The following is a 13,426-nucleotide window of genomic DNA, read 5'->3' as shown; positions in this document are numbered from 1 at the left end:
TTAGTGACGGAACGTTCATTCTCCTCCTGATTTACTCAGGAATCAACGTTCCAGTGTTCGATCAGTGGATCAGTCTGTTAGGGGGCGGAAACAAAAAGAGCCTGCAAGGCAGGCTCTTTTTACGGGGAGGGTTGTGGCTTATTCGACCAGGCGGCCGATCACATAGCCCTGAGAACCGTCAGTTTCACCCTGCACCAGAATTCGCAGTACAAACAGATCTTTGTTCGTGCTGACGAAACCTTCGAGCGTGGTGTCTGAATTGTTGTAGATCTTCATCAGCGAACCCGCACCGAATTCCGCGGTCATGTAATCCTCGCTCTGTACGTCTGAGCTGCTGGAGAACACTTCATTCAGGCGTACCAGAGTGAAGTTGCTGTTGTTAACCGTGCGGTGTTTTTCTGAAACGTTGATCAGCGGGTGTGTGCCTGTGCTGTCAAAGCTCATGCTACCGCTGAATGCAGACACTTCAGGGCCTCTGTCGTCGGCGTTCAGACCGAATGTAAAGCCTTGTACGGCGAAGGTTTTGTTCATGAAGTCAGAAGCGGCGATGGTTGAACCGTCAATCTTGATGCCGATGTAGCGTTCGGTCAGGTTGGCCTGCAACGCCTGGTTTGTCTGATTGTTGCTTGCGTCAGTGTACGCATACGTACCGTTCGACGTCTGTCCGAGCAATGTGGCCATAATAAAGCTGCCGTCTCCGGAGGCCATGCCTTCGAGGATGGCTTCGCTGTTGTCTCCCAGCAGAGCAGAAGACTGGGACGATGGCACGCGGAATTGACCAGACTTGCTGCTATCCACGGCAAATACAATTTCACCAGGCTCGCCGGATGGATAGGTTTCCGATTCCGATGAGCTGCTGACCGTGAAGTGGTTCGATGGCTCTACATAGACACCTTCACTGATGATCAGGTCGTGAATGTACTGAGTCTTCACTTTACCGTTGCCTGAAAGACCCGCATTTGACGTAATCGCCGTCGAAATAACGCTTGGCACTGTAGCATCGTAGGTCATTGCCCAGGTCTGCAGCTCAGACGTCACAATCTGAGAGAACGTCTCGTCAGAGGCTGTGGTCAAGGTGATCATGCCGTATTGATCGGCAAACTTGGACGCTGCGAAGTCAGCGTTGTTTTTCACCAACAGAATGCTTTCAACATCGGAGTCGCGGTACTTCATAGAGCTCAGATTTGGCGTGCCGTCACTGTTGGCTGCGTACCCTTCTGAGCGGTAGACATGGCTTGCCAGATACGTGTTGCCGTCAACCAGAGGCAGGAAGTTGATAGCTGTACCGTAGCTGACATGCACGGTTGCTGTGCCGTCACCGCTATCATCGGTTTCATAACTGGTTGGTTCGGTGAGCTGAATATTGCCGTTTTCGTAAACGGATCCACTCAGCGTAAAAGACTCGCTGCCGACTTCTGGCGTCAGGTAACCATAAACCAGAGATTTGGCCGGAGCGCCCGAGGTACTAAAGAAGCTGCCAGGGGAATAGCTGTTTTCCAGACGCCAGTCGTAGTGTGGGCCGGCGATGGTCACACTGAGGCCGCTGGTGCTGCCGGTTGCCGCTTTCACTGTGATATTGGACGTAACATTCAGGCCGGAATCGACTTCAGTATGTTCATTGGCTGACGCACTGGAAGACAACATCATGCCTGGAATATAGGCGCGGTATTTGCCAGCGACAGACGTATTGTCACCAGCGCTGGCCTTCACGCTGACCACGATACGGTCGATGTCGGTCAGTGTGGTTTCCGGGTCGGTCACTTTGAGTGCGAATTCAAGGTTTCCGGTCGTCAGCGGTGCGGTGAAGGTGACGCTGGCCGTTGTCGTGCCGCTCAGTGTGACCGGTGTGCCTGACACCTGACTCCACAGATAGCTGACGCCGGTTGTGTCACTGGAGCCGGACAGGGTGACCTGAGTCTGGCCTGGGGTAACCACCTGATCGGCGCCGGCGCGTGATACGGGTGGTACCAGATCACTGACGCCAGATTTACTGCCGGTGGCGCTGATTTCATCATCAAATTCAGTGTCGAGGCCTGAGTAGCCCGCTGTGCCGGCCAGCGCTTTGGCGGCCTGCAGGATCTGCTGAATGGTCAGCTCACCACTGGTACCGTCATTCCAGTTCAGCTGGCCGCTGTTATCGGCGAAGTTCTCAGCGAACTGAGCCAGAATTTCATCGACAGTTTTGCCGGAGTCGGCCGCAACCTGAGCCAGAGCGCCTGTGATCAGGCCGTATGCGATCTGCAATGGATCGGAATCGCCATCGATGCCGGTGGGGTCCAGCGGAGAAGTCAGCAGCAGATCAACCTCGCCGAGTGCATCCTCAGACAGGCCGAACAGCAGGCGTACGCGGTTGTTCAGCTTACGGATCAGCTCTTCATCCAGTCCACTCTGACCCGCTGCATACTGGGCAGCAATATGGGTCAGCGAGGTGATGTTGGCGGTGTAGCTGGTATCGTCGTCGGAGTCCGTCGCAATGTGCGGAACAAACGCAGACATCACGAAGTCGCGTGGCAGGTCGTAGCGTTCGCCGAAGTCGATAACGGAGTTGGTGTTGGTGTCGCGTTCGTCACCATCGCTAAAGTTACCGCAGCCATCGGCGTCGCAGACCATTTCTGCGCCTTCCTGCCAGGAAATTTTCACCAGTGCAGGGCCTGAATAGGCTTCGTCGGAGACCGCATCCAGTGTGTAGCGGCCGTTGTCATCGGTTGTTCCGTTCGCAAAGGCAGAGGCTTCAGCCTGACCATTGATCACACGGAACAGCTCGGCTTTGGCGCCAATCGCAGTACCTTTAACAGCGAGGCCGGTTAGGCTGACGCGCTGAACTTCTACGGTTTCGGTCTGGCCCGAGGTATTGGTATTGCCGTCGCTGTCGACGGTGTCATTGCTGGTGCTGGTACCGCCGCCGCTGCAGGCGGTGAGCAGGCCGCCGATGACAGCCAGAGCGAGAGGGTTGCGCAGGAAGGTCATACGAACTCCATATCGTGATGAAAAAGGAAACCAGAGCAGTATAGAAATGTCAGGCCTAAGAGGCGACAGAATTCAGCTGACTTACCGAGCCATCAACGCTCTTTTTTGCCAATGGGGATGATCCCAAAAGAAAAGGCGCCCGGAGGCGCCTTTTACTGTCACTGACTGACAAATTTCGTCATACGTTGAAACGGAAGTGAACGACGTCGCCGTCCTGGACGATGTACTCTTTGCCTTCCAGTCGCCACTTACCGGCTTCTTTCGCACCGTTCTCACCCTTGTACTGGATGAAGTCGTTGTAGGCGATCACTTCGGCACGGATAAAACCACGTTCGAAGTCGGTGTGAATGGCGGCGGCGGCGCGTGGTGCGGTATCGCCGATTTTGATGGTCCAGGCGCGGACTTCTTTCACGCCGGCAGTGAAGTAAGTCTGCAGGCCGAGCAGCGAGTAACCAGCGCGGATCACGCGGTCGAGACCCGGCTCTTCCATGCCCATTTCCTGCAGGAATTCGAGTTTGTCTTCGTCATCCAGCTCAGCGATTTCGGCTTCGATCTTGTTGCACACAGCAACCACAGAGGCACCTTCGGAGGCGGCGATGGCTTTTACCACGTCCAGATGCGGGTTATTTTCAAAGCCGTCTTCGGCCACGTTGGCGATGTACATGGTCGGCTTGATGGTCAGCAGGTGGAACATGCGCGCGACTTTGCGTTCATCATCGCTCAGTTCCAGCATGCGTGCGGTTTTACCCTGCTCGAAATGCGGGATCAGGCGCTCCAGCAGATTTTTCTGGGCCACGGCTTCTTTGTCGCCGCCTTTGGCGATGCGGGAAATGCGCTGATACTGCTTTTCGCAGGATTCGAGGTCCGCCAGCACCAGTTCGGTGTTGATGATGTCGATGTCGTCGGCCGGATGTACGCGGTTGGCGACGTGAATCACGTTATCGTCTTCAAAGCAGCGCACCACGTGGGCGATGGCATCGGTTTCGCGGATGTTAGCCAGGAACTGGTTGCCCAGACCTTCACCTTTGGATGCACCGGCTACCAGACCGGCGATGTCCACGAACTCCATGGACGTCGGTACGACACGTTCAGGTTTCACGATGGCGGCCAGTTCGTCGAGGCGCTTGTCCGGCATGGCCACCACGCCTGAGTTCGGCTCGATGGTGCAGAACGGGAAGTTCTCGGCCGCAATGCCCGATTTGGTCAGTGCGTTGAACAGGGTGGATTTACCTACGTTGGGCAGGCCAACGATACCGCATTTGAAGCCCATAGCTTGTCCTGTGATTCTGGTCGTAAAAATTGGCGGGTATTTTACCCTTTAAACGAGTGAAGTCGATTCATGGCTTTCGCCATGTCGCCACTCACGGCATCGGGCAGCACGCGCAGTGCTTCATCGATGGCATCGTCCATGGCTTTTTGCTCGGCCTGACTGGGCTTGCCCAGCACGTGGCCTGTGACTTTACTCTTGTCGCCGGGGTGGCCGATGCCAACCCGCAGGCGATGGAAATTCGGATTGTTGCCGAGTTTGCTGATGATGTCGCGCAACCCGTTCTGGCCACCATGGCCGCCACCGGTTTTAAAGCGTGCCTGACCGGCCGGCATGTCCAGTTCATCGTGAACCACCAGAATGTTTTCGGCAGGGATGCGATAGAAAGATGCCAGCGCCTGAACGGCCTGACCGCTCAGATTCATGAAGGTGGTCGGAATCAGCAGCCAGCAGTCTTCGCCCTTAATCCGGGCTTTGCCGACGTGGCCATAAAATTTTTTTTCCGGACTCAGGCGAACGCCTTCGCTGCGTGCCAGTCGTTCGACCAGCCAGGCACCGGCGTTGTGGCGGGTATTTTCGTATTCGGCGCCCGGGTTACCGAGTCCAACAATCAGTTGAATGCTGTTGCTCATAAACTCATGCCTGAACAGCCCCATCAGAATGGGATAAGCCAAATAAAAAAAGCGGGGACCAGCCCCGCTTTTTCTTCAGCAGCTGATATTACTCAGCAGCTTCGTCGCCGCCTTTAGGAGCGGTAACGGTCACAACAGAAGTGTCGTGCTCTGGACCGTGAGACAGAGCCAGAGACTCTACGCCTTTTGGCAGTTTCAGGTCAGACAGGTGGATAACGGTGCCAACTTCAACAGCAGCCAGATCCACTTCGATGAACTCAGGCAGGTCGCCAGCAGAGCAGATTACGTCGATGCTGGTCAGCTGGTGAGCAATTTTGCCACCGCCCAGTTTCACGCCTACGCAGCTGTCTTCGTTGATGAAGTGCAGTGGTACGTGGGCTTTGATCTTGGAAGTTTTGCTAACGCGCAGGAAGTCAGCGTGCCATACCATTGGCTTGGCAGGGTGACGTTGCAGGTCTTTCAGCAGAACCTGTTCTTCTTTGCCATCAACAACCAGAGTGATTACTGAGTTGTAGAAAGCTTCGTTTTCCAGTGCTTTGTTCAGCTCGTTTGCTTTCAGAGAGATAGCAACTGGCTTACGGTCGTTGGCACCGGCTTTACCGCCGTAAACGATCGCTGGAACAACGTTTTCACGACGCAGGCGGCGGCTCGCACCTTTCCCTGCTTCTTCGCGAAGGGTGGCTGACAGAGTAAATTCTGACATGGTTTTTCTCCTGGTTTTGACATAAAAGCCGGGTGAGCTTGCGACCAGCTCACCCGGCTCGAAAAAATTGTGCTGATTTCAGCTTCAGTGCTTTAGAGAAACTCTTAATTGTTCCTTAACGGAACATGGCACTGATGGATTCTTCGTTGTTTACACGACGAACCGCTTCGGCCAGCAGACCAGCGATGGTCAGCTGACGGATTTTACCGATGGCTTTGGCCGCTTCTGACAGGGGGATGGTGTCGGTAACAACCAGTTCATCCAGCTCGGCAGTGGCCAGGCGCTCAACAGCGGGGCCGGATAGTACAGGATGTGTACAGTAGGCGACAACTTTTTTCGCACCAAACTCTTTCAGAGCTTTGGCTGCGTGGCACAGGGTGCCGGCGGTATCGACCATGTCGTCAACCAGTACACAGGTACGGCCGGCAACATCACCGATGATGTTCATAACTTCAGAAACGTTGGCTTTCGGACGACGTTTGTCGATGATCGCCAGATCTACATCCAGTTGTTTCGCAATCGCACGGGCGCGAACCACACCGCCGATGTCCGGAGAAACAACGATCAGATCTTCATAAGCCTGACGCTCTAGGTCGTCCAGCAGAATAGGGGAGCCGTATACGTTATCAACAGGAACATCGAAGAAGCCCTGGATCTGGTCGGCGTGCAGGTCAACGGTCAGAACACGGTCGATGCCAGCGGTGGACATCATGTCGGCAACGGCGCGGGCACTGATAGGTACACGGGCGGAACGTGGACGACGGTCCTGACGGGCGTAACCGAAGTAAGGAACCACGGCGGTGATGCGGCTCGCAGACGCGCGGCGCAGGCCATCAGCCAGCAGCAGGATTTCCATCAGGTTATCGTTGGTTGGTGCACAGGTCGGCTGGATGATGAAAACGTCTTTACCACGTACGTTTTCATTGATCTCGATAGTGATTTCACCGTCACTGAATTTGCCGACAACGGCATCGCCAAGAGGAATATCAAGACGTTCAACGACGAGTTTCGCCAGCTCTGGGTTTGCATTGCCGGTAAATACCATCAGTTTAGACACAGCTGTCCCCTTGATGCAGATCTTCAGTAACGGAAAAGGAAAAGAGAATTGGCTGAGGTGGTAGGACTCGAACCTACGAATGGCGGGATCAAAACCCGCTGCCTTACCACTTGGCGACACCCCAGCAACTTTTAAGACGGTCTGAATAATACCTTATGGGCGGGTGATTGGTTAACACCCTTAGCCGTAAAGGCTACATATTCAGCCGGTAACTGCTCAGAAACACTGATGGCTTCTGTTTCAGAACCGAAGCTTGAAAATATGCAAGCTCCAGTGCCCGTCATCTTAGCATGGGAAAATTTATTTAGCAAATTCAATGCTTTACCTATTTCAGGGTAGAGCATCGTGACAACTTGCTGGCAGTCATTTCTGCCCCCTTGCCTCAACGCGGTGCGAATATTAATGGGGTCCGTATTTCGCGTCAACCCCTCGTGAGAAAAAATTTTTGCAGTATTAACATGGACTTGCGGACACACCACGACGAACCAGCGTTCCTCCAGCTCAGGCAATGGTGTGAGTACCTCGCCAACGCCTTCGGCAAAGGCGGCTTCACCGCGCACAAACACCGGCACGTCGGCTCCCAGCGTCAGGCCGATGGCGGCCAGCTCATCCAGCGACAGGTTGAGTTGCCACATTGTATTCAGTGCCAGAAGCGTTGTTGCTGCGTCAGAACTGCCGCCGCCAAGACCACCGCCCATGGGTAGAATTTTTTTCAGACGAATGTCCGCCCCCGCGTGCTTGCCGGCTTTTTGCTGCAGCAGGCGCGCGGCACGCACGATCAGATTGTCTTCAAATGGAACACCGTCAACCGCAGGTTCCAGCGTTAACTGGCCGTCATCGCGCGCGCGGAAGCTTAACGTGTCGCCGTAATCCAGAAACTGAAACACCGTCTGCAGATTGTGATAGCCATCCGGGCGGCGTCCGGTGATATGCAGCATCAGGTTGAGTTTGGCGGGTGCGGGTACGTCCAGCCAGATGGATGACGTGTCAGCCATTGAGGGTCCACTCTTTGATCGAAAAGATAAAACGGAAGTTATAGCCGCTGATTTTAATCAGGCCGGGCAGCCAGTAGCCATTCTGCTGCTGGTAGCGTGAGTACTTTACTTCCCAGCCGTGTTGTCTGAGCGTCGACAGCAGACCGTTGGCGTCGTATTCGGTGTCGGCATGATTGGCCGGGCTGGGTTGGCCTTTTACCCAGTAGCGGATGTCGCTGACCGGGAAGTTCCAGCCCATGTGGGTCTGCATCAGTTGTTCGGGGGAGCGGGCCACTTCCGGATTATCCCAGCCGGGCAGGGTCAGCTCGGCTTTGTTTTTGCTGCCGCTCAGGCGCGATGCACCAGAGCCGAATGGGCCGGAAATAAACAGATCGTACGTTTGCTTGTGTTGTTCCCAGGTCAGGTAGCCGGTCACTGTGTCGTCCGGCGAAGTCACGGATAACTTGCCGCGTACCTGCCAGGTGTCGAGCCCGGCCAGTTGCGACTGCAGTTCAGACTGGCCGCCGCGCGGCATAAAGGACGTGCAGGCGGTGAGTGTGATCACCGCCAGTGCCATCAGGAAAGATTTACAGAAAGTCATAGTCAGGGTTGTGGCAGGTTTTCCGGGTCAACGTTCAGACGCTGCAGGGTGCGGTCGATGATGTCGCTGTCTGGCGTCTGCTCCAGACCTTCGGCCCAGACGGTCAGGGCGCCGTTGCGTTCGCCGCTGATCCACAGCAGTTCGCCCAGGTGCGCGGCAATTTCATGGTCTTTCATCAGGCCGAAGGCTCGTTCCAGCAATGGGCGGGCGCGATCAATGTCGCCCATGCGGAAGTAAATCCAGCCGAGGCTGTCGATAACCGCCGGATTTTCCGGGCTGAGCTCCAGCGCACGTTCGATCAAAGGCAGCGCCTCAGACCAGCGGTCGGTGCGGTCGGCCAGCGTATAGCCAAGCGCATTCAGCGCTTCGGCGTGATTCGGACGCAGGCGGATAACCGCGCGCAGGTCACTTTCCAGCATGGCCAGATTGTTCATACGTTCGGCCAGCATGGCACGGGTATAAAGCAGATCGACTTCTTCCGGCGTTTTGGCCAGTGCTGACGTCAGCAGCGCCAGTGCGTCATCGTTCTGGCCATTGCTGGTTAAAAGCTCCACTTCGACGCGGATCAGCGTAGTGGTGTATTCCGGGTGCGTCGCACGCAGATCTTCCAGATAGGTACGGGCGGCATCCGGGCCGTGCAGATCGTTGGTGAGCGACACCACTTTCAGTTGTGCGGCGAGAAACTCGCGGCCGCCGGTCACCTGGGTGTAATGCTGTACCGCTTCTTCCGGCTGTTCTTCTGCTTCGGCGATGCGGCCCAGATAATAGTGGGCTTCGTTGGTGTGCGCTTCTGCGGCCAGCAGCTGGTAGAAATGCAGTTGCGCCTGTTCACGCTGATCGAGTTCTTCTTCCAGCAAGGCCAGTGACAGCAGGATGGCGCTGTCTTCCGGGAATAATTCGTGCAGTTCGCTGAAGGCCGTCAGGGCCTCCGGCATTTTGCGCATTTCCAGATAAATGCGCGCGCGCAGCACCAGAATGCCTTTTTGTTGCGGGTGATCGTCGAGCAGGTCATCGAGCCATTTGATGGCGTCGTCATGACGCTTCAGCAGTACCAGAATGCGGGCTTTCTGCATGGATGCGCTGAGAAAATCCGGGGTGAGCTGCAGCGCCTGATTGATCTGGCTGAGGGCACTTTCATAGTCGCTTAAATGCTGCGACATAATACCGCGGGCGTACCAGATGGACGGGTTCCGCGGTTGCTGCAGACTCAGCTCGGCCAGCAGGTCAGCCAGTTTTTCCTGCTGCGGGCGGGGTAAATGACCGGCGTTGGCGGCCAGATAGTCGTACTGGCTGACGCCTGCCAGTTCCTGCAGGGTTTCGAGATGCACCAGTGCTTCATCGAACTTACCCTGTTCCATCAGCAGCTGGGCAGCGGCCTGATGGGCTGACGGGTTGTGCGGGTCTTCGTCCAGCCAGATAGAGACGGCTTCCAGCGCGTGGCTGTCGCTGCCCACGTATTGAGCGATGCGCGCAGCGCGTTCGGCAATGCCCGGGTCACGGGTCAGGCGTGCCTGATCCATATAGTTGTAAAGAGAGATGTCGAAGCGCTGACGCTGTCCGGCCATTTCCGCCACAAGCAGTGAGTACAGGGTCGAGGCCGGAATTGGACGGTAGTGAATGTCGGCGGCCGCGGTCTCGGCGGTGCGGGGTGTCTGATAGTGAATGTCCTGCTCTTCGCTGACGTCTTCACTGGTGTCCGGATGAACGGCTGCGGTCTGCAAAACCGAGCAGCCGGAGAGGCCGCCCAGCGCCACGGCCCAGATCAGGGACTGCTGGCGAACTGCGATGCCTAAGGCGCGTAAGGAGAAAGCCATAATGCTCTTGGTACCTGAAAGATCTTTGTATTTAGGGTTAGATGCCGATTTAAGTCAAAGATTTCAGCGGCAAAGGAACGTTCAGATGTTTATAATCCGGCCCTTTGTCATCACTCTCGGGTCTTAGTGCCGGAGAATCGGATCAGACGGGCGGAGCAGTAAACAGCAGCATGGGCATCTGGACTCTAGGAATCAACCACAAAACAGCACCGGTGGCTGTGCGTGAACGGGTTTCGTTTGATCCGGCCACTATGCCGACTGTGCTGGGCGAGATTCAGCAGCTGGATTCCGTGGGCGAGGTGGTGATTCTGTCCACCTGCAACCGCACTGAAATCTACGGTTCTTCCAACGACGTTAACGAAGACCTGATCGTCGACTGGCTGTCGCGCCACCATGGTATTGAACGCCACGAACTCGACAGCGCCCTCTATTGCCTCACCGACGATAAAGCCGTGCAGCACACCATGCGCGTTGCCAGCGGTCTGGATTCTCTGGTGCTGGGCGAACCGCAGATTCTCGGTCAGATGAAATCGGCGTTCGCCGTAGCGCAGGAAGCCGGCACAGTGGGTTCCGAGCTTGGCCGCCTGTTCCGCCAGACCTTTTCCATTGCCAAGCGCGTACGCACCGACACCGCCATCGGTGAAAACCCGGTATCCGTGGCCTTTGCCGCAGTGCGCATGGCGCAGCATATTTTCGCTGATATGAGTAACAGCTCGGCGCTTTTAATTGGCGCCGGCGAAACCATTGAACTGGTCGCGCGTCACCTGTATCAGGCCGGTGTGCGCCAGATTGTGGTGGCGAACCGTACGCTGGCCCGTGCCCAGCATCTGGCGCAGGAATTTCACGCCGAAGCCGTGCTGCTGGAAGACATTCCCACTGTGCTGCCACGCGCCGATATCGTCATTGCCTCCACCGCCAGTCCGCTGCCGATTCTGGGCAAAGGCATGGTGGAAAAAGCGCTGAAAAAGCGCCGTCACAAGCCGATGTTTATGGTCGATATCGCCGTACCACGCGACATCGAAGAAGAAGTCGGCCAGCTGTCGGACGTGTATCTGTATACCGTTGACGACCTGCGCACCATCATCGAAGAAAACGTGCGTTCGCGTGAAGACGCCGCCCGTCAGGCCGAAGAACTGATTCTGGCCGGCGTTGATCATTTCATGCGCGAGCTGAAAGCGCTGGATGCGGTACAAACGCTCACCGATCTGCGCACTTCCATCGACGCCCTGCGCGAAGATCAGCTGGAAAAAGCCCTGAAACAATTACAGAACGGTGGCGATGCCGAAAAAGTATTGCGCCAGTTCGCCCACACCTTCAGCAATAAAATGCTGCACGAACCTACAGTCGCCCTGCGTAAAGCCGGGGCCGAAGGCCGTCTGGAAGTACTGGACTGGACCCGCGAACTGTTTAATCTCACCAGCACCGCGCCCGCTGCGGCCGATGACTCTGAATAATCCATGAAAAGCTCGATTCTCAATAAACTCGAACACCTGCGCGACCGTTACGAAGAAGTGGGGCATCTGCTCTCTGAGCCCGATGCTGCCAACGATCAGGAGCGCTTCCGCAAGCTGTCGAAGGAATACGCCGAGCTGGAAACCGTGGCGCACAGCTACACCGCCTACGAACAGGCGCAGTCCGATCTGGAAGAAGCCAGCCTGCTGGCACAGGATTCCGACCCGGATATGCGCGCCATGGGTGAAGAAGAAGTCGAAGCGGCCAAAGAGCGTCTGCAGCAGCTGGAACACGACCTCGAAATTCTGCTGTTACCGAAAGACCCGGACGACAGCCGCAACGTGATGCTGGAAATCCGTGCCGGCACCGGCGGTGACGAAGCCGCTATTTTCGCCGGCGATCTGTACCGCATGTACAGCCGCTACGCCGAAACCCGCGGCTGGCGCTCAGAACTGATCAGCGCCAGCGAAGGTGAGCACGGCGGCTTTAAAGAAGTGATCAGCCGTATCTCCGGCATCGATGTGTATTCGCAGCTGAAATTCGAATCCGGCGCCCACCGCGTGCAGCGCGTGCCGGAAACCGAAAACCAGGGCCGTATTCATACCTCTGCCTGCACCGTGGCTGTGATGCCTGAAGTGGGCGAAGAGGAAGAAATCGACATCAACAAAAACGATCTGCGCATCGACACCTTCCGTGCCTCGGGCGCCGGTGGTCAGCATATCAACAAAACCGACTCGGCCATCCGTATCACGCACCTGCCAACCGGTCTGGTAGTGGAATGTCAGGACGAGCGTTCGCAGCATAAAAACCGCGCCAAAGCGCTGTCGGTGCTGGCCACCCGTCTGCGGGATGCCCAGCGTCAGGCAGCCCATGCCGAACAGGCCGCCACGCGTAAAAGTCTGGTGGGCAGCGGCGACCGTTCCGAGCGTATCCGCACCTACAACTACCCGCAGGGCCGGGTCACCGATCACCGCATCAACCTCACTCTGTATAAGCTCGACGAAGTGATGCAGGGCGACCTGAATCCGGTGATTGAGCCGTTAATCCGCGAGCATCAGGCCAATCTGCTGGCCGAAATGGCAGGGCAGTAATGCGCGTCGATGCCTGGTTGCTCAACGCCCGGGCGCTGCTTGCGCCTGTGTCTGAGTCGGCCCGGCTGGACGCTGAGCTGCTGCTGGCCTGTGCCGTACAAAAAGACCGCACCTGGCTCTATACCTGGGCCGACAAAGAACTCGACAACGCAATGGTTGAGCAGGCCGAGGCTCTGCTGGCGCGGCGCCTGAAGGGCGAGCCGGTGGCCTACATTACCGGTGAGCGCGATTTCTGGTCGCTTAATCTGGTGGTTTCACCCGCGACCCTGATTCCCCGCGCCGATACCGAAACCCTGATTGAATGGGCACTGGAACTGCCGTTACCGGCCAACAGCCGCGTGGTGGACTTAGGTACCGGCACAGGCGCCATTGCGCTGGCGCTGGCCAGTGAACAACCCTCGTGGGCGGTGAGTGGCGTCGATTATCAGGCCGATGCCGTAGCGCTGGCGCAGGCCAACGCCCGGCGTAATCAGCTGCAGCGGGTCACGTTTAAACAGTCCGACTGGTTCAGTGCTGTCGATGGCCGCTTTGATCTGATCGTCAGCAACCCGCCCTACATTGACGCCAGCGACGAACACCTGAGTCAGGGCGATGTGCGCTTTGAGCCGCGTTCGGCACTGGTGGCCGATGACAACGGCCTGCGCGATCTGGCGCTGATCATCGACCGCGCGCCCAACTATCTGAAAGCCAATGGCTGGTTGCTGCTGGAACACGGCTGGCAACAGGCTGATGCCGTGTGCGACCTGCTGCGTCAGCGCGGTTTTGTGAACGTTGAAAACCGCCGCGATCTCGCCGGTCAGCCGCGCATCAGTGGTGGCCGCTGGGCTGAACAGCGGCTGGCCTGAGCATGTCTTGCCCTGCGGCGAAA

At 56.7% G+C, this 13,426-nt stretch carries 11 protein-coding genes and 1 tRNA gene; 3 read left to right on the top strand and 9 right to left on the bottom strand.

What is annotated here, in order from left to right:
- Positions 1–138: 138 nt before the first annotated feature.
- The 9 genes from ACQUQU_RS12000 to ACQUQU_RS11960 form a co-directional block, all read right to left on the bottom strand.
- Positions 139–2,967 carry a PKD domain-containing protein gene (locus ACQUQU_RS12000; RefSeq protein WP_430459927.1) on the bottom strand — a complete coding sequence of 943 codons (2,829 nt, stop codon included), beginning with the start codon at positions 2,965–2,967 and terminating at the stop codon, positions 139–141.
- Between the two features lie 178 nt (positions 2,968–3,145).
- A complete protein-coding gene (ychF, locus tag ACQUQU_RS11995; RefSeq protein WP_430459926.1) occupies positions 3,146–4,237 on the bottom strand; it encodes a redox-regulated ATPase YchF in 1,092 nt (363 codons plus the stop codon).
- Positions 4,238–4,278: 41 nt separating this feature from the next.
- Positions 4,279–4,866 (bottom strand): aminoacyl-tRNA hydrolase, encoded by a 588-nt coding sequence (gene pth, locus ACQUQU_RS11990; protein ID WP_430459925.1) that lies wholly within the window; start codon positions 4,864–4,866, stop codon positions 4,279–4,281.
- A gap of 88 nt (positions 4,867–4,954) precedes the next feature.
- A complete protein-coding gene (locus ACQUQU_RS11985) occupies positions 4,955–5,569 on the bottom strand; it encodes a 50S ribosomal protein L25/general stress protein Ctc (RefSeq protein ID WP_430459924.1) in 615 nt (204 codons plus the stop codon).
- Positions 5,570–5,684: 115 nt separating this feature from the next.
- Complete coding sequence (locus ACQUQU_RS11980) at positions 5,685–6,626, bottom strand: ribose-phosphate pyrophosphokinase (protein ID WP_430459923.1); 942 nt, start codon at positions 6,624–6,626, stop codon at positions 5,685–5,687.
- Between the two features lie 49 nt (positions 6,627–6,675).
- A tRNA-Gln gene (locus ACQUQU_RS11975) sits at positions 6,676–6,750 on the bottom strand.
- A 7-nt stretch (positions 6,751–6,757) separates the two neighbouring features.
- Positions 6,758–7,621: a 4-(cytidine 5'-diphospho)-2-C-methyl-D-erythritol kinase gene (gene ispE / locus ACQUQU_RS11970; RefSeq protein ID WP_430459922.1), complete on the bottom strand. Its 864-nt coding sequence runs from the start codon at positions 7,619–7,621 to the stop codon at positions 6,758–6,760.
- On the bottom strand, positions 7,614–8,201 hold the full coding sequence (lolB, locus tag ACQUQU_RS11965; RefSeq protein WP_430459921.1) for a lipoprotein insertase outer membrane protein LolB: 588 nt from the start codon (positions 8,199–8,201) through the stop codon (positions 7,614–7,616). The genes ispE and lolB overlap by 8 nt, the downstream gene beginning before the upstream one ends.
- A 2-nt stretch (positions 8,202–8,203) precedes the next feature.
- Positions 8,204–10,015, bottom strand: a complete 1,812-nt coding sequence (locus tag ACQUQU_RS11960) for a tetratricopeptide repeat protein (protein ID WP_430459920.1) — start codon at positions 10,013–10,015, stop codon at positions 8,204–8,206.
- A 170-nt stretch (positions 10,016–10,185) separates the two neighbouring features.
- Here ACQUQU_RS11960 and hemA point away from each other — a divergent pair, with 170 nt between their 5' ends.
- The 3 genes from hemA to prmC are packed head-to-tail and all read left to right on the top strand — an operon-like array spanning position 10,186 to position 13,403.
- The gene (gene hemA, locus ACQUQU_RS11955) at positions 10,186–11,469 is read left to right on the top strand and encodes a glutamyl-tRNA reductase (RefSeq protein ID WP_430459919.1); all 1,284 of its coding nucleotides are present in this window, start codon (positions 10,186–10,188) and stop codon (positions 11,467–11,469) included.
- A gap of 3 nt (positions 11,470–11,472) precedes the next feature.
- On the top strand, positions 11,473–12,558 hold the full coding sequence (gene prfA, locus ACQUQU_RS11950; RefSeq protein ID WP_430459918.1) for a peptide chain release factor 1: 1,086 nt from the start codon (positions 11,473–11,475) through the stop codon (positions 12,556–12,558).
- The gene (gene prmC, locus ACQUQU_RS11945; RefSeq protein ID WP_430459917.1) at positions 12,558–13,403 is read left to right on the top strand and encodes a peptide chain release factor N(5)-glutamine methyltransferase; all 846 of its coding nucleotides are present in this window, start codon (positions 12,558–12,560) and stop codon (positions 13,401–13,403) included. The genes prfA and prmC overlap by 1 nt, the downstream gene beginning before the upstream one ends.
- Positions 13,404–13,426 lie beyond the last annotated feature (23 nt).

The sequence above is a fragment of the Thalassolituus sp. LLYu03 genome, from assembly GCF_050507655.1.
Classification (GTDB): domain Bacteria; phylum Pseudomonadota; class Gammaproteobacteria; order Pseudomonadales; family Oceanobacteraceae; genus Venatoribacter.
Note: the sequence above shows the minus strand (reverse complement) of the source record. Positions and strands in the feature narration are given on the sequence as shown.